The sequence below is a fragment of the Glutamicibacter sp. AOP12-B1-11 genome (assembly GCF_052379245.1).
In the GTDB taxonomy this organism is placed as follows: domain Bacteria; phylum Actinomycetota; class Actinomycetes; order Actinomycetales; family Micrococcaceae; genus Glutamicibacter.
Genome location: NZ_JBQSYL010000012.1, coordinates 100919 through 120610, shown reverse-complemented (window position 1 = coordinate 120610; position 19692 = coordinate 100919). Strand labels below are relative to the sequence as shown.

Annotated in this window: 18 protein-coding genes; 15 read left to right on the top strand and 3 right to left on the bottom strand. The window is 62.9% G+C overall.

Going from position 1 to position 19692, the window contains the following annotated elements; all coding sequences use genetic code 11:
• The 3 genes from ACT3UQ_RS09340 to ACT3UQ_RS09330 form a co-directional block, all read left to right on the top strand.
• The coding region (locus tag ACT3UQ_RS09340; RefSeq protein ID WP_444637035.1) for an MFS transporter at positions 1 to 1197 on the top strand (1197 nt) is incomplete at its 5' end.
• Positions 1194 to 2318 carry a FecCD family ABC transporter permease gene (locus ACT3UQ_RS09335; protein WP_105554695.1) on the top strand — a complete coding sequence of 375 codons (1125 nt, stop codon included), beginning with the start codon at positions 1194 to 1196 and terminating at the stop codon, positions 2316 to 2318. The genes ACT3UQ_RS09340 and ACT3UQ_RS09335, both read left to right, overlap by 4 nt.
• 28 nt (positions 2319 to 2346) lie before the next feature.
• The gene (locus ACT3UQ_RS09330; RefSeq protein ID WP_444637034.1) at positions 2347 to 3141 is read left to right on the top strand and encodes an ABC transporter ATP-binding protein; all 795 of its coding nucleotides are present in this window, start codon (positions 2347 to 2349) and stop codon (positions 3139 to 3141) included.
• Positions 3142 to 3195: 54 nt separating this feature from the next.
• On the opposite strand, the gene ACT3UQ_RS09325 is transcribed toward ACT3UQ_RS09330, so the two are convergent.
• Positions 3196 to 4266 carry a ribonuclease HI gene (locus ACT3UQ_RS09325; protein ID WP_444637033.1) on the bottom strand — a complete coding sequence of 357 codons (1071 nt, stop codon included), beginning with the start codon at positions 4264 to 4266 and terminating at the stop codon, positions 3196 to 3198.
• Between the two features lie 139 nt (positions 4267 to 4405).
• Between ACT3UQ_RS09325 and ACT3UQ_RS09320 the strand changes: the two genes are divergently transcribed.
• The 7 genes from ACT3UQ_RS09320 to ACT3UQ_RS09290 all read left to right on the top strand — a co-directional run bounded on the left by ACT3UQ_RS09320 (position 4406) and on the right by ACT3UQ_RS09290 (position 11499).
• Positions 4406 to 7321: a DNA translocase FtsK 4TM domain-containing protein gene (locus tag ACT3UQ_RS09320; protein ID WP_444637032.1), complete on the top strand. Its 2916-nt coding sequence runs from the start codon at positions 4406 to 4408 to the stop codon at positions 7319 to 7321.
• 4 nt (positions 7322 to 7325) lie between these two features.
• The gene (gene pgsA / locus ACT3UQ_RS09315) at positions 7326 to 7937 is read left to right on the top strand and encodes a CDP-diacylglycerol--glycerol-3-phosphate 3-phosphatidyltransferase (RefSeq protein ID WP_105554691.1); all 612 of its coding nucleotides are present in this window, start codon (positions 7326 to 7328) and stop codon (positions 7935 to 7937) included.
• A 15-nt stretch (positions 7938 to 7952) separates the two neighbouring features.
• Positions 7953 to 8435, top strand: a complete 483-nt coding sequence (locus ACT3UQ_RS09310) for a CinA family protein (protein WP_444637031.1) — start codon at positions 7953 to 7955, stop codon at positions 8433 to 8435.
• Positions 8436 to 8633: 198 nt separating this feature from the next.
• On the top strand, positions 8634 to 9056 hold the full coding sequence (locus ACT3UQ_RS09305) for a helix-turn-helix domain-containing protein (RefSeq protein WP_105554689.1): 423 nt from the start codon (positions 8634 to 8636) through the stop codon (positions 9054 to 9056).
• A gap of 76 nt (positions 9057 to 9132) precedes the next feature.
• Positions 9133 to 9357: a DUF3046 domain-containing protein gene (locus ACT3UQ_RS09300; protein ID WP_096288099.1), complete on the top strand. Its 225-nt coding sequence runs from the start codon at positions 9133 to 9135 to the stop codon at positions 9355 to 9357.
• Between the two features lie 235 nt (positions 9358 to 9592).
• The gene (gene recA / locus ACT3UQ_RS09295) at positions 9593 to 10636 is read left to right on the top strand and encodes a recombinase RecA (RefSeq protein ID WP_105554688.1); all 1044 of its coding nucleotides are present in this window, start codon (positions 9593 to 9595) and stop codon (positions 10634 to 10636) included.
• 98 nt (positions 10637 to 10734) lie between these two features.
• Positions 10735 to 11499 carry a regulatory protein RecX gene (locus ACT3UQ_RS09290; RefSeq protein WP_105569977.1) on the top strand — a complete coding sequence of 255 codons (765 nt, stop codon included), beginning with the start codon at positions 10735 to 10737 and terminating at the stop codon, positions 11497 to 11499.
• Between the two features lie 129 nt (positions 11500 to 11628).
• Here the strand turns inward: ACT3UQ_RS09290 and ACT3UQ_RS09285 are convergent, their stop codons facing one another.
• Positions 11629 to 14424, bottom strand: coding sequence for an AAA family ATPase (locus tag ACT3UQ_RS09285; protein WP_444637030.1), 2796 nt, complete (start codon positions 14422 to 14424; stop codon positions 11629 to 11631).
• A gap of 216 nt (positions 14425 to 14640) precedes the next feature.
• Between ACT3UQ_RS09285 and miaB the strand changes: the two genes are divergently transcribed.
• The 5 genes from miaB (at position 14641) to ACT3UQ_RS09260 (ending at position 18883) form a co-directional block, all read left to right on the top strand.
• The gene (gene miaB, locus ACT3UQ_RS09280; RefSeq protein WP_105569975.1) at positions 14641 to 16152 is read left to right on the top strand and encodes a tRNA (N6-isopentenyl adenosine(37)-C2)-methylthiotransferase MiaB; all 1512 of its coding nucleotides are present in this window, start codon (positions 14641 to 14643) and stop codon (positions 16150 to 16152) included.
• Between the two features lie 4 nt (positions 16153 to 16156).
• Positions 16157 to 17077, top strand: a complete 921-nt coding sequence (gene miaA / locus ACT3UQ_RS09275) for a tRNA (adenosine(37)-N6)-dimethylallyltransferase MiaA (protein WP_105554684.1) — start codon at positions 16157 to 16159, stop codon at positions 17075 to 17077.
• A gap of 9 nt (positions 17078 to 17086) precedes the next feature.
• Positions 17087 to 18019 carry a diaminopimelate epimerase gene (dapF, locus tag ACT3UQ_RS09270; RefSeq protein ID WP_105650743.1) on the top strand — a complete coding sequence of 311 codons (933 nt, stop codon included), beginning with the start codon at positions 17087 to 17089 and terminating at the stop codon, positions 18017 to 18019.
• Positions 18020 to 18209: 190 nt separating this feature from the next.
• On the top strand, positions 18210 to 18500 hold the full coding sequence (locus ACT3UQ_RS09265; protein WP_444637029.1) for a hypothetical protein: 291 nt from the start codon (positions 18210 to 18212) through the stop codon (positions 18498 to 18500).
• A 218-nt stretch (positions 18501 to 18718) separates the two neighbouring features.
• Positions 18719 to 18883 carry a hypothetical protein gene (locus tag ACT3UQ_RS09260; protein ID WP_444637028.1) on the top strand — a complete coding sequence of 55 codons (165 nt, stop codon included), beginning with the start codon at positions 18719 to 18721 and terminating at the stop codon, positions 18881 to 18883.
• A 75-nt stretch (positions 18884 to 18958) separates the two neighbouring features.
• On the opposite strand, the gene ACT3UQ_RS09255 is transcribed toward ACT3UQ_RS09260, so the two are convergent.
• Complete coding sequence (locus ACT3UQ_RS09255; protein ID WP_444637027.1) at positions 18959 to 19564, bottom strand: class I SAM-dependent methyltransferase; 606 nt, start codon at positions 19562 to 19564, stop codon at positions 18959 to 18961.
• Positions 19565 to 19692 lie beyond the last annotated feature (128 nt).

The following is a 19692-nucleotide window of genomic DNA, read 5'->3' as shown; positions in this document are numbered from 1 at the left end:
ATCATCGCCGAGATCTGGCCCGCCCTGCTGGCCTCGGCCGTGGGCCTGCTGCCCTTCACCGTGCTCTCCACCTTCCTCGTGCCGATCGCCGACTGGGCCGGGGCCGGCTATGCCGAGGTCGGCTCGCTGCGCGGGCTGGCCGGCGTCGGCGCGGTGCTCACCGGCGTTGCGCTGGCCCCGCTGATCGGGCGCATCGCCCCGGGACGGGTGGCCGCCGCCGCGCTGGCGCTGCTGGGGATCGCCGCGGTGCTCGGGACCTTTTCCGGGCTCGCCGCGCTGGCCGCCTTCTGCCTGGTCACCGGCATATCCAACGCGCTGCTCTACCCGGCGCTGTCCACCGCCGCGGCGGACCGCTTCGGGAATACTCCCACCGCGGGCCGCGCCGCCACCCTGGTGATGACCGCCCAGACCCTGGCCTCCACGGTGGGCGCACCGCTGCTGGTGCTGCCGGCGCTGTGGTGGGGCTGGCAGGGGAACCTCGTGGCCATCGCCATCGCCTCCTTTGCGCTGGTGCCCGCACTGCTGCGCTACGGCCGGATGGAATCCGGGGCGGGGCAACCGGCCCAACCGGCCCCGCGGCTGGGCTACCTGGCCGCCTTCCGCTCGTTGGCCGCCATCCCCGGGGCACGCGCCCTGCTGCTGGTCTCCTTCGGGCGGGCCGGCGCGCTCATGGGGCACCTGGCCTTCCTCGCCCCGCTGTATGCAGACAAATTCCAGCTATCCACCGGCTGGTTCGCCTTTGTCTGGTCGCTCAGCGGAGGATCCTTTTTCCTCGGGCATCTGCTGGCCGGACGGATGCTGAACGCCGAGGACTCCGAGCGGCGCACCCGGGCGGTGATGGGCATCGCCTTGGCCGCGGCGCTGCTGGCCCTGCTCGGGGTGTACCTTTCCCCGGTGCTGCCGCTGGCGATGCTGTGCACCTCGGTGCTCTCGGCCAGCCACGCGGTGGTCTCCGCCGCGGTGATGACCCTGCTGGTGCGCCGCTGCGCCGAAGTGCGTGGCACCGCGCTGAGCCTGAACGCCGCCGGCATGTCCCTGGGCTTGTTCCTCGGCGCGGGCGCCGCCGGGGCGGCGCTGGGTACGGCGGGGTATCTGGCCGCGGCCGCAGTGCTCGGCGGGTTCACCCTGCTTGCCCTGATTGCCGCGCTGACGCTGTGCACCGCAACGAATGACGAATCGATGGAAAGGCAGCCATGACCCAACTGGATCCCGCGCTGGGCGAACCGCGCGGCGCAACACCACCGGCGGCGCCGCTGGTGTTCACCGGAGACGACCTGGAGCACGGCAAACGCACCCGGCACACCTGGCTGTGGATCGCCGGGCTGCTCGGCGCGCTGCTGATTACCCTGCCGGTGGCCGTGGGCCTTGGGCCGGTGGCCATCGAGGCGGGCACCGTGATCCAGATCCTGCGCCAGCATCTGACCGGCGGCCAAATGATAGGCGCCTGGACCGACTCCGAGGAATCCATCGTGCTGCTGCTGCGCGGGCCCCGCGTGCTGCTGGGCGCGGCCGTCGGCGCCGGGCTTGCGCTGGCCGGGGTGGCCCTGCAGGCCTTGACCCGAAATATCCTGGCCGAACCCTACCTGCTGGGGGTGACTTCCGGGGCGTCCACGCTGTCGGCGGCCTCGATCCTCTTCGGGAGCGCGGCCGGCATCGGCTCGGCTTCGCTGGCCGGCAGCGCCTTCGCTGGGGCGCTGGCCGCCGGGATTGCGGTATTCCTGCTGGCCCGGGTCGGCTCGCAGATGACCTCCACCCGGCTGGTGCTCGCCGGGGTGTCCGTGGGCTACGTGCTGCACGCGCTGACCTCGCTGCTGATCTTCGCCTCCGATGACCCGAATGCGGGCCGCTCGGTGCTCTTCTGGACGCTCGGCTCGCTGGGCCAGGCCACCGTCCAGTCCGCGCTGCTCACCTGGGCGGTGGTGCTGGGCACCTTGGTGCTGCTGCTGCTCTGGTCCCGCCCGCTGGATGCGCTGGCCATCGGCGATTCCACCGCGCAGACGCTGGGGATCTCCCCGGCGAAGCTGCGCGCGGCGGTGATGGTGGTGACCGCGCTGTGCGTGGGCGCGCTGGTCGCGGCCTCCGGCGGCATCGGATTCGTCGGGCTGATCATCCCGCATATCGCCCGGCTGTGCGTGGGCTCCACGCACCGCAAGCTGCTTCCTGTGGCCGCCCTGCTCGGCGCGATCTTCCTGGTCTGGGCCGACGTGCTCGCCCGCACTTCCATGGCCCCGCAGGAGCTGCCGCTGGGCATCGTCACCGCCCTGCTTGGCGCCCCGCTGCTCTTCGTGCTGGTGCGCAAGCTGAACCCGACCCAATGACAACCAATCACCCGAAGGGGCATAAAGCATGATCACAGCCACCGATGTATCCGTGGGCTACGGCGGCAAACTGGTAGTGAAATCCGTCGGCCTGCATGCCGGGCAAGGCGAGGTCGTCGGGCTGATCGGCCCGAACGGCAGCGGCAAGTCTACCTTCCTGCGCACCCTGTATGCGGCGCTGCGCCCGCGCGCCGGGCTGGTCACCCTGGACGCGCAGCCCCTCGAGGAGCTGCGCGGCACCGAGCTGGCCCGCCGGGTGGCCGTGGTCGCGCAGGAGACGCCTACCGACCTGCCGGTGACCGTCGCCGACATGGTGCTGCTCGGCCGCGCCCCGCACCGCAAGGCGTTGGCGGCCTTCACCCGCGAGGACCACCAGGCGGTGGCCGCGGCGCTGAGCCGGGTCGGGGCACGGGATCTGGCCGACCGCCGCTACGCCACGCTCTCGGGCGGGGAAAAGCAGCGCGTGCTGGTGGCCCGCACGCTGGCCCAGCAGGCGGACCACCTGCTGCTGGACGAGCCGACCAATCACCTGGACATCCGCTACCAGCATGAGCTGCTGCGCATGGTCGGGCAGCTGGGGGTCACCACCGTGGTCGTGCTGCACGACCTGAACCTGGCCGCCCGCTATTGCACCAAGCTGGTTATGCTCGAAAACGGCCAGGCGGTGGCCAGCGGCACTCCCGAGGAGGTGCTTACCCCCGAGCTGCTGCTGCGGGTGTACGGGATCCACGTCGAACCGTTTTCCGCGCGCGGCGCCCTGCAGCTGGTCTTCAGCATGGCCGATGAGCATTCCGAGCCGCAGTCCACGGCGGCGGTGCGCTAGCACCGCGGCGGAATCCGCCGGTTCCAGCCCCGAGGCAGGTAGGCAACTTCCGGCTCAGTCCCGAGGGCTGGCGAATGCTTGGCGAATCTCTGCAATCCGGGACATCAGCGCTGCTTCGACCTGTTCGCGCGGACGTTTAGAAGCCGCCCGACCGGCCCACGCCAGTTGATCCGCTCCTTCATTCAGCTTTTCTCCGCTGTGCCCTTTGACCAGTTCAAAGGCAACCTGCGATTCGGTGGAGTTCCATGCCTGCAGGAACCGGTGCTTGGAGTCCTCGCTGATGCCGCAATAGCCGGTCGCGCACCGGCCATCAAGGGCCAGCGCCTGGGCTACACGATAGGCATCGGCAGAATCGGTATGGATCGTTGCGCTGGCCGGTCCGGTGGCGGCGAGGTATTCCAGCGCCACGATCAGCGCAGCAAATTCGAGCATGCTGATCGTGTCGAAGGATTCCCCGGCGTAGAGGATCGCGTCCCCGTGTTCGCTGAGCAGCGCGACCGCACAAGCGCCGGTGGGATCGGTTGAGGCATCGACCGCCAGGGCGATGCGCGATGGCGTTTGTGAAGCGAGATCCCAATACTCCGGTTGCCACTGCTGAGGCGCCGGATCGTGTTGGGGATGGTGTCCCCGAGGGGGAATGGCCATCGGCTTGTCCAAGACGCTTCCTGCCTGGATCGCGGCGCTGGTCTGAAGCTGCTTCGCGAGCTCCACTTCCCGATGCACCACGCCGGATGCTTGATTCACGTCGTTCAGTCCTCGCGTCACTGCGAATCCGGCCTCTTGGAGATATCTGGGCAGGTACCAATGCCTCTTCGGGATCGAAACCCAGGTACTGGATTTGTGCTGCGCTAGCAGCTGTTCGAAGTGCTCGATGATTTCGACCAATGGCCGTGGCGAACTGGACTGCCCCTGATGCGTGGACACGCGCTGATGCTCGTCGCGAATGGCGATCATCCAGTAGATATGCTCTGCGCTGCCGGCGATTTCGGGCGTCGTCCACGCAATAAAAGCCGCATGGAATGCCGAAGCGACATGATCCGATGTCGGCACGCACGGAATCGAGGCGGCACGCGGGCGTCGTTCAAGCAGTGCCGTGGATTGCTTGCTCTCAACAAGATCAGCCATGAACAAAGTATCTCGGTGCCCACCGACATTTAGGTTCGACCCCGGAGCAATTCCACGTGATGAGTATCTAGCTGGCGCCAAACCCCGTCGAGACGTGTAAATTCGGCCGGTATCCGGTAGGTGGAGATACCCTAGAACTATGGCCTCACGCACCCAGTCGCAGGGGGCGAAGAAGCCGACGACGCGCAAACCGCGGACGTCGGGCGCTTCGCCTGCCAAAAAAACTCCCGAGAACCCGGAACAGGATCTCGCTCTTCCGCTGCGCGCAATTCGCAGCATGTGGATGGGCATCGCCCGGATCTTCGGCGGCGCCTTCCGCCGGATCGGCGCCACCGTCCGGCCCGACTTCGAGCTGCGCCGCGACGGAACCGGGCTGTTCCTGACGCTGATCGCGATCACCGTCGCCATCGTCGAATGGTGGGGGCTGCGCGACGTGGGCTGGTTCGGCCGCGCAGTGCACTCGGTGGCCGGCGGATCGCTGGGGTTCATGGCGGTGCTGCTGCCGGTGGTTTTGGTCATCGGCGCCTTCCGCCTCTTCCGCCACCCGGAAGCGGATTCGGCCAATAACCGGATCGGCATCGGGCTGTTCATGATGACCATGGCCGGATCCTCCCTGGCCGCCCTGGCCAATGGTTCGCCCGCGGTCACCGACGACTTCGCGGCGCTCTGGGCCGCCGGCGGCATGGTCGGCTCGATCCTGGGCACCCCGCTGGGCCTGCTGATCTCGGTTCCCGGCGCGATGGCCGTGCACATCTTCTTCCTCGTGCTCTCGCTGCTGGTCGTCACCGCCACCCCGCCGCTGCAGATCGCTTCGCGGGTGCGCATCGGCTATAACCGGCTGCTCGGCCAGGATCCGCACCGCGAGCGCAGCGCGCCGACCGTGGCGCAGGCCCCGGTGCTCGATCCGAACTCCGAGTCGCACGACCAGTCCTACCTCTACGCGGACGCGGAGCAGGAAGCGCCGGCTCCGAAACCCAAGAAGAAGAACTTCTTCGAACGCCGGGCCGAGGCCAAGCGCGTCTCCGAGGTCTACAACGTGGACGGCGAGACCGGCGACGAGCGCACCGGCGACGTCGCCTACGACAAGGCGGTGATCGAACCGAACGAACCGGCCACCAACGCGCTGCCGGTCACCGACGTCTACGACGCGGATTCCACCGCCACCGAGGCGATCTCCCGGCCCGCCGCCGAGGCCAAGCCGGCGGCGCCCGCCGGACCGCCGCCCGGAGTCAAGCGCCCCACCAAGGCCGAGACCGAGATGGCCGCGATCATGGACCAGGTGGGCCTGGGCAATGCCGAGCCGGAACCGGAGACCGACGCGATCCCGACCGTCGCGGTCAACCACACCCGCCCGGCCCCGGCGCTGGCCCCCATCCCGCAGCGCACCGAACAGCTCCAGCTTTCCGGAGATGTCACCTACACGCTGCCGCAGGACGACTTCCTGCCCGCCGGCCCGCCGGCCAAGGAAGCCTCCGAGGCCAACGAGGCCATCGTCGCGGCGCTGACCAATACGCTGCAGCAGTTCAAGGTGGAGGCCCACGTCACCGGCTTCTCTCGCGGCCCCACGGTGACCCGCTACGAGATCGAGCTGTCCCCGGGCACCAAGGTGGAAAAGGTCACGGCGCTGTCCAAGAACATCTCCTACGCGGTGGCCTCCTCGGATGTGCGCATCCTCTCGCCGATCCCCGGCAAGTCCGCCATCGGCATCGAGATCCCGAACACCGATAAGGAAATCGTCGCCCTGGGCGATGTGCTGCGCTCGAATAACGCGCGCAAGACCGAGCACCCGATGGTGATGGGCGTGGGCAAGGACGTCGAGGGCGGCTTCGTCGTGGCGAACCTGGCCAAGATGCCGCACCTGTTGGTCGCCGGTGCTACCGGCGCCGGCAAATCCTCCTTCGTGAACTCGATGATCACCTCCATCCTGATGCGCTCCACCCCGGATGAGGTGCGCATGGTGATGGTCGACCCCAAGCGGGTGGAGCTCACCGCCTATGAGGGCGTGCCGCACCTGATCACCCCGATCATCACCAACCCGAAGAAGGCCGCCGAGGCGCTGCAGTGGGTGGTCCGCGAAATGGACACCCGCTACGACGACCTGGCGAACTTCGGCTACAAGCACATCGACGACTTCAACAAGGGCGTGCGCGCCGGCAAGGTGATCCCGCCCGAGGGCTCCAAGCGCGTGATGAAGCCCTACCCGTACCTCTTGGTGATCGTCGACGAGCTCGCCGATTTGATGATGGTCGCCCCGCGCGACGTCGAGGACTCGATTGTGCGCATCACCCAGCTGGCCCGCGCCGCCGGCATCCACCTGGTCCTGGCCACCCAGCGCCCGTCCGTGGACGTGGTCACCGGGTTGATCAAGGCCAACGTGCCCTCGCGCATGGCCTTCGCCACCTCCTCGGTCACCGACTCCCGCGTGGTGCTCGACCAGCCCGGAGCGGAGAAGCTGCTGGGCCAGGGCGACGCGCTCTTCCTGCCCATGGGCACCTCCAAGCCGATGCGCGTGCAAGGCGCCTGGGTCACCGAATCCGAGATCCAGCGCGTGGTCACCCACGTGAAGGGGCAGCTGACGCCCGAATACCGCGACGACGTCACCCCGGTGGCCGAGAAGAAGAAGCAGATCGACGAGGACATCGGCGACGATCTGGAGCTCTTGCTGGCGGCCACCGAGCTGGTGGTCACCAGCCAGTTCGGCTCCACCTCGATGCTGCAGCGCAAGCTGCGCGTCGGCTTCGCCAAGGCCGGACGGCTGATGGACCTGATGGAATCGCGCGGAGTGGTCGGCCCCTCGGAGGGCTCCAAGGCCCGAGATGTGCTGATCCAGCCAGATGACCTGCCGATGGTGCTGGCCGCCATGCGCGGGGATGACGGCGCCGCCCACCAGGCCAGCGCCGCCGAGCAGGCCCTGGTCGACGAGGCCAACGTGAACCATGCCGAGCCGGTGGACCTGGTCGCCGAAGACCTCGCCAAGCGCGAGACGGCCACCGAGTACTACGACGAAGCCGACGAACCGGGCGAGGACGCCTGGGACCTGACAGGAAGAAACTAAAGCCATGAGCGCGCACGCCCCGCAGCCGGAGGACTCACCGGCGCACGCCCCGGTCCCGAACCTGAATATCGCCAACGTGCTGACCAGCATCCGCATCCTGATGGTGCCCTTCTTCGTCTGGGCCCTGCTGGCCGACGACCGGGAGCAGGGGCTCTGGCGCTGGGTGGCGCTGGGGCTGTTCGTAGTGGCCATGTACACCGACAAGCTCGACGGGGACCTGGCCCGCAGCCGCGGGCTGGTCACCAACTTCGGCAAGATCGCGGACCCCATCGCGGACAAGCTGCTCACCGGCTCCGCGCTGGTGGTGCTCTCCATCCTCACCGAGCTGCCGTGGTGGGTCACCATCGTGATCCTGGTCCGCGAATGGGGCATCACCCTATTGCGCCTGGTGGTCATCCGCTACGGGGTGATCGCCGCGAATATGGGCGGCAAGGTCAAAACCGTGATGCAGGCGGTAGTCATCGGCCTCTACCTGCTGCCGTTCACCCACACCATCTCCTGGCTGCACACCACCGCCTGGGTGCTGATGCTGGCCACCGTCGCGGTCACCGTGCTCACCGGGCTGGAATACCTGTGGAAGGCCGCCAAGCTGCGCGCCGCCGCCAAGGCCAACTAGCAAAGGTTCAAATTCATGGAACACCACGGCGCCGCGGTGATCGCCGCGGCGATCGCCCAAGGCAAGCAACTTGCCACGGCCGAATCGCTGACCGCGGGACTGATCGCCGCCACCCTGGCCGAGATCTCCGGGGCGTCGGCCGTGCTGCGCGGGGGAGTGATCAGCTACTCCACGCAGGTGAAGGCCGAGCTGCTCGGCGTGGATCCCCAGCTGCTGAGCGAGGTCGGTTCGGTGGATGGCGAAGTCGCCCGGCAGATGGCGGTCGGGGCCCAGCGCGCCTGCGCGGCGGACCTGGCGGTTTCGGCCACCGGCGTCGCCGGGCCGCAGGCCCATGACGGCAAACCCGTAGGCACGGTCTTCATCGGCTGGGCGCACGGCGAGGACTCCGGATTCGTGGCCCACCACTTCGTCGGGGACCGGGCGCAGATTCGCGAACGAAGCACGCAAGCTGCAATCAATCAGCTAGCTGACATTTTGGATAAAGCTTCTTCACAGTAAGAGGCGAGATACTATTATTCCCCTTGATCTTCACAATAATCCGTCTAAATGTGGCGTATGTCGCATATTTGTGATTAGGGTAAGGTGTCGGGAACAAAAGCGTATAACTTGATGTTGTACGAATTGAAGGGCCGCAAGGTCTGGCTCTTCGGATAAGAAGCATCTTTCGAGAAGGACCTAGGAGTAGAGGCTATACACATGGTGAAGCAACCCGTAACTGTCAATGGTGTCGTCCGTTGGCGCGATATGGGAGACGCCCATTCGGTCCAGCCCGAGAAGGAGGAACACAAAATGGTAGTACTCCGACATGAAATCGGTGACGTCCTTCGCGATGTTCGCCAGCGCCAGGGCCGAACCCTGCGCGAGGTTTCCCATAGCGCCCGCGTTTCGCTTGGATACCTATCCGAGGTCGAGCGTGGACAGAAGGAGGCATCCTCCGAGCTGCTCTCCTCGATCTGCACCGCGTTGGAGGTGCCGCTGTCGTTGATGCTCCGTGAAGTGTCCGATCGCATCGCCTTGGCCGAAGGCGTGGTCATCCCGGACACCGTTCCGCTGGATCTGACCAACGAGTTCGCCATGGACGTCGATGGACGCAACGGCAAACCTCTGGCATCGGTTTAACCCCGACCTAAGTTTTCGACCCGAGGGCCTTCGCAAATGCGAGGGCCCTCGTGCTATGCATGGAAGAATACAACTCGTGAAAAACAGTGAATTCTGGCGGAACATGGATCATGAATTCGGTTCGGGCTACTCGCACATGCTGGCCGACTCGCTCGCGCTGACGGAGCTGGGCAGCCTCAACGCCACCCAGGCGCTACGCAAGGGAATCAAGCCCAAGCAGGTGTGGGAAGCGATCTGCCGCGCGCAAGATGTCCCGCCCGAGCGCTGGCTCGGCATGGACATCGAGCCCAAGGAAGCCTAGCCGCACGCGGCGAAGGCGCCCCCGGCGTCTTCGAAGAAACGAAATATTCGAAACACCGCGCCGCAATTTCGAACATCTGTTCGGATTAGGTTATTCTAGAAACAACAGCACGAAGAGTTTGTCCACACCTCGGGCCCAAGCGGTCTAAAGTGTCGGTTGGCGCTCATACTGTCTAGATACAGTACAAAGATTGATTGGCAGGTCGCGCGATGGCCTGCATGACCAAAGGTGAACCATGGCAAGTAATGATCGGGAAAAGGCTCTCGAGTCCGTTCTGGGCCAAATCGACAAGGCTTTCGGCAAGGGCTCGCTCATGCGTCTGGGTGACACCACCCGCGCCGCCGTTGAGGTCATCCCCACCGGTTCGGTGGCATTGGACGTCGCGCTGGGCATAGGCGGACTGCCTCGTGGCCGTGTCGTAGAGATCTACGGCCCGGAATCCTCGGGTAAGACCACCCTCGCACTGCACGCGGTAGCCAGCGCTCAGCGCGGCGGCGGCGTGGCGGCTTTCATCGACGCCGAGCACGCACTGGACCCTGAATATGCCAAGAAGCTTGGCGTGGACACCGATGCGTTGCTGGTTTCCCAGCCGGACACCGGTGAGCAGGCCCTGGAAATCATGGATATGCTGGTGGGCTCCGGCGCGCTGGACATCATCGTGATCGACTCCGTGGCGGCCTTGGTTCCACGCGCCGAAATCGAAGGCGAAATGGGCGATAGCCACGTGGGCCTGCAGGCACGTTTGATGTCGCAGGCGCTGCGTAAGATCACCGGTCGCCTCTCAAACTCGAAGACCACCGCGATCTTCATCAACCAGCTGCGTGAAAAGATCGGCGTCTTCTTCGGCAGCCCGGAAACCACCACCGGTGGCAAGGCGCTGAAATTCTACGCCTCGGTGCGCATCGACATCCGCCGCATTGAAACCCTCAAGGAGGGCACCAACGCCGTCGGCAACCGTACCCGTTGCAAGGTCGTCAAGAACAAGATGGCCCCACCCTTCAAGCAGGCCGAATTCGACATCCTCTATGGCCATGGCATTTCCCGCGAGGGCAGCCTGATCGATATGGGCGTCGAGCACGGCATGGTCAAGAAGTCCGGTGCCTGGTTCACCTACGACGGTGACCAGCTGGGCCAGGGCAAGGAAAACGCACGCCGCTTCCTGCGTGACAACCCAGATCTGGCCAACGAGCTGGAACGCCAGATCCTGACCAAGCTGGGCATCCTTGACACCGGAGAAGAAGGAGAGGCCGACCTGCGAATCGTCGAGGGCGATAAGTAGTGGCCTCAGGCTTTCAGAAACGTAGCGTCCGACCCGGATCGAGATCCGGGTCGGACGCTACGTCCGTCTCCGCGCAGTTTCAGGGCGACTTCGACCAAATGCCGGATTGGGCCAAGCCCACCGAGCAAGAGCTGGAAGAGCTAAAAGAACCTGCGCCCAAGCGCGCCGCACGCCCCGCCAAGTCCAGCCAGCGAACGCAAATACTGCAGGGCACCGCCGAACCGGCGAAACCGCAAACCGTCGATGAGCTTCGCGCCGCGATGGACAATATCCTTGCCAATAACGCCCCGGCAGCCGAAAGCCCTAGCAAAAAAGAACGCCGGCAGGCCAGAGCCGAACGCCGTGCAGCACGCGAATCGGGCGAACCGGAAGAGCTCAGCGATGACCAGTGGCAGGAAAAAGCCCGAGGCATCATCTTGCGGCAGCTCACCGCGAGCGACAAAACCAGCAAACAGCTCAAAGACAAGCTGCTGGAAAAGGAATGCCCCGAAGACATCGCCGACGAGGTCCTCGAACGCTATGCTGAACTGAACCTGGTCGATGACGAGCGCTTCGCGAAATCCTGGGTCGTCGCCCGGGCCCGTTCCCGCGGCCTCGCCCGAGGCGCCATCCGCCACGAGCTGCGCAGCAAAGGCATCGAAGACGAGGTCGCCGCCGAAGCGCTGGAGCAGATCGACGACGAAACCGAGGAAGCGCGCGCCCGCGAACTGGTGCGCGCCAAACTCCGCCCGGCCTCCATGGGCCTGGACCGCGACAAGGCGCTGCGCCGGCTGGTGGGAATGCTCGGGCGCAAGGGCTATCACGGCTCGATGGCCTTCAAGGTGGCGCGCGAAGAATGGGAAGAGCGCTACGGCGAGAAGTAGTTCGCGGGTTCACGTTTATCAGCCATGGACTTAGTCCATGGCAATCTTGAATACCGAACAACGACCATAGCGTGGTTATCTAATCCCTAGCCTTGCTGCATTTAGTCGGCGAAATTCGGTGAAGCTATCTCATTGCTGATGGTTCCTTTTCAGCATCCGATTGATTGACACCACAATCCAAAATATGAGGCTGACAACGCCGGCAAGGGCGGAGACGCCGAATGACGCGAATAATATTGAGTCTGCTTTTGGAAAAGCCACGGCAAATCCGGCGAAGCACAGCGGAAGAATAATGAGAAGGCCGAGCGTGAGCGAGAGCATGACTAAGTGAAAGCATTTGGACTTTTTCAACATTGGAGTCCTGGCGGCTGTCATCGAGTAGGGCTGCTTCTGCGCTGACTCAGCGCGAGCCCTGTCGTAGTTAGCCTGATCTGAATCCAAGCCGGTGGAACGTATTGTCGATCCTTGAAAATTATCGACCAGAGGCGTCGTATGGGAAGCAAACACTGCAGCGCTTTCGTGCAAGGAGTTTTGCTCAATTTCCGTGACGATGTCAGGGTCATCGTGGAATTCGGGAGCACAATCTGTTTGCTGACGCATGGGGACAGGTACGGGACGGATCCGAACAGTCCGCGATTCTACTGCTCCGTCCGTGGATTCGCTCATTGTCCCGGAGACATGATGCAGATATTGATCAACGGAAAAAATTGGGATACCGAATTTTTGCGCGCTCTTGGCCTTTCCAGATTGAGTTCCTGTTTCAGCTGACACGAGCATTCGACATTTCGACTTCGTTACATTTGCTTGCGGCACCATTCCATGTGCAACGGCGATATCCTCTAGTGCAGTCCTTGAGATTGGCTTACCCTGTAAGTCTCTGGCGCTGCCGGTAAAGCAGATGCCAGCGCCAGCCACAGCGATTTCATGGATCGGTTTCATCAATTTCTGTGAGTCCTGCATTAACGCACTACCAGCTATTTTGTCGACACCGGCAAGCACCGCCGCACTTGAAGCTTCGTGGACTGCAACCGTAGCTTTACTCGCTAAAAAATTAGCCAACGAGTATTCAAGTTGTTCGTCGCTTGCGACAAGGAATTCGACAACTTCGGAAGAACCTGCCCGTGGCATTAAATAGCCCGGCTCTCCCGTTGAATCAGGGAATACGTCATGAGAGGTCCTATGCGTATTCTGTAGGTCTGAATCTCTTGCGGCACGTGCTTGGCCTATCGCGGTTCGCCCATAAAATTCCTGAAGAAGTTGAGTCTTACGCAGATCTTGCGCGTCATTGCCCAGTGGAATCTCTGCCAGATGACCCCCACGTTTGAGTTCATAATCGATGTCGTACAGGGTTGAGTCGATATTGAAACCAACGGGGGTTCTACCCGCGAGGAAGGGCGATAGGGCATTCCACGCTTCATGAAGTCTGGGTGCCAGCAGTATTTCTGAAGCGGCGATGTCATAATCTGTCCAAGCGGTCCCCAAATCGCGTTCAGGGTTGATGAGTGTACTTATTTCTTCTCCGGCATCAGTAATAATCGCTATTTCAACCGGTCTAGGTCTAGATAGTCGTGAAGGCTCGCCAACTGTGCAAACTCCAACGTATGCCGTGCCCGTGGAGTGGATTTCTGTCCCCTTAGACCGCAAGTAGCGACGAATACGTTGATTTACTTTGAGATCCTTGGGCTGAATCGGCTGAGTGAGAACCAATCCTTCTAGGTTCGTGCAACGGCTGAGTCCAACATATAGTTGACCGTCTGCAAATGTTCCACCAGCCAAATCAACAACACATTTATCTAGCGTTTGACCTTGAGACTTGTGGATCGTAATAGCCCAAGAAAGTTTAAATGGAAGTTGCACGAAGGATCCAACTGATTCGTGTTTAATCGTTCCATCGGAAAACTCGGGACGAGTAACGTGCCATTTGTGCGCAGTTACTATGGCTGTCGTTCCGCTTGGCAACTTGACCGCTACTTCATGCCCAGCATCTGTCGTAGATGTTGCGATTACTTCAGCGATGGTTCCGTTGACCCAACGATCAGCCGGGTCATTCGTCAGCATCATGACTTGTGCGCCGTCTTTGAACTGCAACTTTTTGTCAGCGAGGGGTTCGAAACCGGTAATATCACCCGTGATTTTGGCTTCGGATGTATGCAGCGGTGCATCTAGTTTTTCGAGCATCCTCTTGTTCCTGGCGCCAGCGATACGATTTGTCGTGGTCAGCGTCAACCAACGCTCGTCAAGCGGTGGCGTGAAACCTGAACGCACCTGCTGATTTAGCGCTTGCTGGGATTCTGGAGTGAGGCTACCGTCTCGAACTGAGTTCAATAACGAAACCAACCTGTCATCGCCAAGCTGTCGGAAGACAGTCGTGAGCTCAACGACCGGAAATTCAGATGTTTCAAACGTATTGGCAGAAAAGAAGAATGGCGACTCATAGACGGTGGAGAAGTATTCTGATTCGGGTTCTAGGACGACTGGCGGAAGCTGGTAAAGATCGCCCACCATAACTAATTGAATACCTCCGAAACGGTGGCCAGGCTTAGGGCCGAACCGCGTTAGGGCCTCGACGAGGCAATCGAATAAATCGGCCCGAACCATTGAAGCCTCGTCGATTATTAGAGTTTCGAGGCGTTTCAGAACCTTCGCGAAACGGCCCGGGTAGTATTCGCTAGACCGGACTTGTTCAACCGTCGTGCCGGAATGAAAGCCAAAAAGTCGGTGTATTGTGTAGCCCTCTACATTGAGCGCCGCAATTCCTGTCGGTGCGGCAACCAGGGAAGCCCGCTGCGTTTGTTCGAGATACGTACGGATGAGAGTAGATTTACCAGTTCCAGCCTTTCCGGTGAGAAACAGGTTCTTGCCGGAATGCAGTCGCGAAAGGGCATCGTCAAACTCATCGGTCATGGTTATCGGCGTGGAACGCATGCTGGCAGCTCTTTCATTGAAGGGGATCTCTTCGCTTTGTTCTTTTTGAGAAGGCTTGCCTGATCATCTCCTATTCGACTTGATGCTTCAACTAAAGGCCGATTCTTGAAGTCGGGCAGTTTCGCGATCGTCTGCACGTATCGTTGGTTAAGCCTTGACTAAGATGTTGCGTGCCAGTGAATTGGGTAACCTTGAGGGGTGAGTGAGTTCGACGAGATGACCCCAGCAGATACCGAGAATCCATCGCGCACCTACGAGGTACGCACCTACGGTTGCCAAATGAACGTGCACGATTCCGAACGGCTCTCCGGGCTGCTCGAAAGCGCGGGCCTTGCCCGCAAAGCTGAGGCGGACGACGACGAAGCGGCGGACGTCGTGGTGTTCAATACCTGCGCGGTCCGTGAAAATGCTGACAACAAGCTCTACGGCAACCTCGGAATGCTCAAAAGCGTCAAGGACCGCCGACCGGGAATGCAGATCGCCGTTGGCGGCTGCCTCGCGCAGAAAGACCGCGAAACGATCCTGAAGAAAGCCCCCTGGGTGGACGTCGTCTTCGGCACGCACAACATCGGTTCGCTGCCGGCCTTGCTGGACCGCGCCGAACACAACCAAAAGGCGGAACTGGAGATCCTCGAATCTCTGGATGTCTTCCCTTCCACGCTCCCGACCCGCCGCGAATCGGTCTACGCCGGTTGGGTGTCAATCTCGGTTGGCTGCAACAACACTTGCACCTTCTGCATCGTGCCCGCGCTGCGCGGCAAGGAACGCGACCGCCGCCCGGGAGAGATCCTCGCCGAAATCGAGGCGCTGGTCGCCGACGGGGCGATCGAGGTGACCTTGCTGGGACAGAACGTGAACTCCTATGGCGTCGAATTCGGCGACAAGCTGGCCTTTGGCAAGCTCTTGCGTGCCTGCGGCGAAATCGAAGGCCTGGAACGGGTGCGCTTCACCAGCCCGCACCCTGCCGCCTTCACCGACGACGTTATCGACGCGATGGCCGAAACCCCGAATGTAATGCCGCAGTTGCACATGCCGCTGCAGTCCGGCTCCGACAAGGTCCTCAAGGACATGCGCCGCTCCTACCGCTCGAAGAAATTCCTCGGCATCCTGGACAAGGTGCGCACGCGCATCCCGCAGGCGGCGATCACCACCGACATCATCGTCGGATTCCCGGGCGAAACCGAGGAAGACTTCCAGGCGACTCTCGACGTGGTCGAGGCATCGCGTTTCTCCACCGCCTTCACCTTCCAATACTCCAAGCGTCCGGGCACCCCTGCCGCCGAGCTGCCCGACCAGTTGCCCAAGGCAGTGGTGCAGGAACGCTTCGAGCGGCTCACCGCACTGCAGGACCGCATCGCCAAGGAAGAAAACGCCAAGCAGCTCGGGCGCACCGTGGAAGTCATGGTCACCGAGCAGTCCGGACGCAAGTCCGAGGAAACCCACCGCCTGGCCGGCCGCGCCCAAGACCAGCGGCTGGTGCACTTCTCCGTACCGCAAGGCGCCGATCAGCCACGCCCAGGCGATCTGGTCACCGTGCCGATCACCGAGGCCGCGGCCTTCCACCTCGTCTCCGATCCGACGCTCGAGGAGTATTCGCTGCGTCGTTCGCGAGCCGGCGACGCATGGGACCGAGCGCAAGCCGAGAGCTGCGCGGTGCCTACCGCCGGCAGCGGCGGCGCGGCAAGCCGAACCAACCTGGGCATGCCAACCATGAAGGCGCGCAGCTAACCGAATGAACTCCACTCAGCTGCCGGTGATCTCCATTGTTGGGCCCACCGGAACCGGCAAATCGGATCTGGCCATCGCGCTGGCCCAAGAATTGGGCGGCGAAATCGTCAACTCCGACGCGCTGCAGTTCTACCGCGGCATGAACATCGGCACCGCAAAGCTCGCCGAAGCCGAGCGCGGCGGCATCGCGCACCACCTGCTGGACATCATGAACATCCGCGAAGAGGCCTCCGTCGCCCAGTTCCAGGCCCAAGCCCGCGACCATTTCGACCAGATTCGCTCCCACGGCAAGGTGCCGATCATGGTCGGCGGCTCCGGGCTCTACGTGCGCGCCGCGCTGGACGTGATCGACTTCCCGCCCACCGATCGCGCGGTCCGGGACCGGCTCGAAGCCGAGGTGCAGGAGCACGGGGATGGCGAGCTGCGCCGCCGGCTGGCACAGGTGGATCCGGTCTCCGCGGACCGAAATCTCGATACTCGGCGTGCCGTCCGCGCGTTGGAGGTCTTCGAAATCTCCGGGCGCCCCTTCAGCTCCTACATGCCCAACCGCGAGTATTTCCAGCCGGCGCTGCAGATCGGACTAAATTACGAGCGCCCCGCGTTACACGAGACACTGGCCGAACGCGTCCGTAAAATGGACCGCATGGGGCTGGCCGAGGAGGTTGCCGAGCTCTTGGGCCACGGGCTACGCGAAGGGAAAACCGCCGCGCGCGCCATCGGCTACCAGCAGTACACCGACTACCTGGACGGCAAGATCGACCGGGGCCAAGCCATCGAGGACACCATCGTGGCCACCCGGAAGTTCGCCCGCCGCCAGCTGACCTGGTTCAACGCCGACCCGCGGGTGCACTGGCTGAACCCGAAAGAACCCGGGCTGCTGGGCAAAGCACAACAACTGCTCCGCCCGAGCGACCCCACCATCTAAAGGAGCGCAATGTACCGCACCGAACTAGCCCAGCTTGCCGGACTGCCCTTCGCCAAGGGGCACGCCACCGGAAACGACTTCGTGCTGCTCGCAGACCCCGAAGCCAAGCACGAGGTGACGCCAGAGCAGGTCGCGGCCCTGTGCCACCGCAGGTTTGGCATCGGCGGCGACGGGCTGATCCGCGCCGTGCCCACCTCCAAGGTCCCCGGCTTCGAGCAGCAGGCCCTGGATCACCCCAAGGCCTATTGGTTCATGGACTACCGCAATAACGACGGGTCCATCGCCGAAATGTGCGGCAACGGCGTGCGCGCCTTCGTGCACTACCTGCTCGCCGAGGGGCTGGTCAACCTCCCGATCGGTGCCAGCCTGCTCATCGGCAGCCGCGCCGGAGTCAAGGAAGTCACCCGCCTGGCCGACGGCTACGCGGCTAATCTCGGCCCCTGGGGACTGATCTTCGAGGAGCAGGCCGCGGCGGACTCACTCGACTCGATGGTCAAACCGCGCGGCTGGGAACAGGCGCTTCCCGCGTTGAGCATCACCATGGGCAACCCGCATACCGTGGCGGCCCTGCCCGATGCGCAGATGCTGGAGGACCTCGACCTGCTTTCCGCCCCCGAGGTATCCCCGACGCCGCCGAACGGCAGCAACGTGGAATTCGTGGTTCCCTCCGAACCGCTGATCAACGATGGCGTCGCGCAGCTGAAGATGCGCGTGCACGAGCGCGGGGTGGGGGAGACGCTCTCCTGCGGCACCGGGGCGTGCGCCGCGGCGGCCGCCATGCGCTACTGGGCGCGCGGCACCGCACTGATCAACCAGTGGGCCGTCGAAGTGCCCGGCGGGCTGGTCGGCGTGGAATTCGCACCCACCGGCGACGGCAAGGAAGATACGATCCTTTCGGGCCCCGCCACGTTGGTGGCCCGCGGCGTGATCGGCGCCAGCTAACCCACGACGGGAACAGCCTGCCACCGAATCTAGGGATTCGGTAGCAGGCTGTTGCTGGTTAAAGATGACCGGTGCGCTCTATGGCCTCAGGCTTTGCAAGCTTCAAGGTGGATAGCATGATTCATCCGCCCAGGTCTTCAAAGCGTAGCTAACCGCCTATTTTGTAGGTACAGCTGGCTATGGTCTGAGCATGAGCAAAGACTACTTCACGCCGCCAACCGTTCAGCATGTCCAAACCGAAGGTGGTCTATTACAGGTCGTCGGTAAAGTACTTACTGCATGTGGTTTAGTCATCGGCTTGGTGGTGCTATTTCTTGGAGGAAACCCGGCACTTCTCTCGCTTGTCCCGCTAGGGTTACTCATCACGATCGCCGGGTATGTCCAGCAGATCGCCGTGGCAACTGCGGCTTCGTATTTACTTGCGATGAATGAAGCGGGTTCCGCTGATTCGACTGAAGCGACTGGAGAACGACCCCTTTGAGGGTACTAGCCTTGGGGCTCGGGAACACTCGTTAATAAACGCCATGAAGTAGCCGATAGCTGGGTTCAAAGCGAGTCTCCTGTTTGCAAGGATCCGGCGGCGGGGACATCAAAAGTGCTTTCACATATGACGGCAGTGGATTTGCGAATTCATCTGCGACTTGCAAATCAGTTCAAACGCATGCGGTCGTCGGATCACCGATTCCGTTGCAGGACAAGATGATTTTTCGGCTTAGCGGCACGGCACTGATCAACCAGTGGGCCGTCGAAGTGCCCGGTGGGCTGGTCGGCGTGGAGTTCGCACCCACCGGCGACGGCAAGGAAGACACGATTCTCTCCGGGCCCGCCGCATTGGTGGCCCGCGGCGTGATCGGCGCCAACTAACCCAAGACGGGAATAGCCTGCTACCGAATCCCTAGAATCGGTGGCAGGCTGCTTCGCTTAAGTCTTCAATCCCGATTAGGCCGGACGGGCCACTTTCAGCACGCGGAAGGCCTTGGCTGTCGCCTCGCGGGTGATCTTCCAGTCCGCTGGCAACTGGGTTCCCAGCCACTTCTGCAACGAGTCGCTGCCCAGATTCTTCTGCACCACCAGCCAGGCGTCGCCGCCCGGTGCCAAGCGCGGAAGCCACAGCAGCAGCAGTTCGTGCAGGGCTTCCTTGCCGATGCGGATCGGCGGGTTGGACCAGATGGTGTCGAATTCAAGGTCCGGATCCACCGAGTCCGGGGTGCCTACGGTGATTTTGGACAGCCCCATGCTTTGCGCATTCAGCTCGGCAAGTTCGATGGAACGCTCGTTGACGTCCACGCCGAAAACTTCGGACTCCGGGCTCTGCAATGCGGCGGTCAGCGCAATCGGACCCCAGCCGCAGCCGATGTCCAGGATCCGCCCGCGCGGGGTCGGGACATGCTCCAGCAGCACGGCGGTGCCTTTGTCCAGCCCGGCGGGGGAGAAGATGCCCGGCGCAGTCTGCACCTGTCGGCGCTGGCCGTTCAATTCCACCGCGATGCTGCGGCGTTCGTCGGCCGAGGCGGGGCTGGCGCTGAAGTAATGATCCGAGGTCATGCACCAAAGATTATCGCCTGCGCGCAAAGCCGGGCAAACAACGTGAGCTACGCGATATAGGCGCACGGCGCGTTCCACTGATAGAGTTTTACCTATGACTTTGATTTTCGTCTAATACGTAACCCACT

Excerpts from the sequence above, each read along its gene's own strand:
- miaA (WP_105554684.1), top strand. The coding sequence starts at position 16,157 with ATGAACTCCACTCAGCTGCCGGTGATCTCCATTGTTGGGCCCACCGGA.
- ACT3UQ_RS09290 (WP_105569977.1), top strand. The coding sequence starts at position 10,735 with ATGCCGGATTGGGCCAAGCCCACCGAGCAAGAGCTGGAAGAGCTAAAA.
- ACT3UQ_RS09305 (WP_105554689.1), top strand. The coding sequence starts at position 8,634 with ATGGTGAAGCAACCCGTAACTGTCAATGGTGTCGTCCGTTGGCGCGAT.
- ACT3UQ_RS09255 (WP_444637027.1), bottom strand. The coding sequence starts at position 19,564 with ATGACCTCGGATCATTACTTCAGCGCCAGCCCCGCCTCGGCCGACGAA.
- ACT3UQ_RS09310 (WP_444637031.1), top strand. The coding sequence starts at position 7,953 with ATGGAACACCACGGCGCCGCGGTGATCGCCGCGGCGATCGCCCAAGGC.
- miaB (WP_105569975.1), top strand. The coding sequence starts at position 14,641 with ATGACCCCAGCAGATACCGAGAATCCATCGCGCACCTACGAGGTACGC.
- ACT3UQ_RS09335 (WP_105554695.1), top strand. The coding sequence starts at position 1,194 with ATGACCCAACTGGATCCCGCGCTGGGCGAACCGCGCGGCGCAACACCA.
- dapF (WP_105650743.1), top strand. The coding sequence starts at position 17,087 with ATGTACCGCACCGAACTAGCCCAGCTTGCCGGACTGCCCTTCGCCAAG.
- ACT3UQ_RS09330 (WP_444637034.1), top strand. The coding sequence starts at position 2,347 with ATGATCACAGCCACCGATGTATCCGTGGGCTACGGCGGCAAACTGGTA.
- ACT3UQ_RS09260 (WP_444637028.1), top strand. The coding sequence starts at position 18,719 with ATGATTTTTCGGCTTAGCGGCACGGCACTGATCAACCAGTGGGCCGTC.
- ACT3UQ_RS09265 (WP_444637029.1), top strand. The coding sequence starts at position 18,210 with ATGAGCAAAGACTACTTCACGCCGCCAACCGTTCAGCATGTCCAAACC.
- recA (WP_105554688.1), top strand. The coding sequence starts at position 9,593 with ATGGCAAGTAATGATCGGGAAAAGGCTCTCGAGTCCGTTCTGGGCCAA.
- pgsA (WP_105554691.1), top strand. The coding sequence starts at position 7,326 with ATGAGCGCGCACGCCCCGCAGCCGGAGGACTCACCGGCGCACGCCCCG.
- ACT3UQ_RS09285 (WP_444637030.1), bottom strand. The coding sequence starts at position 14,424 with ATGCGTTCCACGCCGATAACCATGACCGATGAGTTTGACGATGCCCTT.
- ACT3UQ_RS09325 (WP_444637033.1), bottom strand. The coding sequence starts at position 4,266 with ATGGCTGATCTTGTTGAGAGCAAGCAATCCACGGCACTGCTTGAACGA.
- ACT3UQ_RS09320 (WP_444637032.1), top strand. The coding sequence starts at position 4,406 with ATGGCCTCACGCACCCAGTCGCAGGGGGCGAAGAAGCCGACGACGCGC.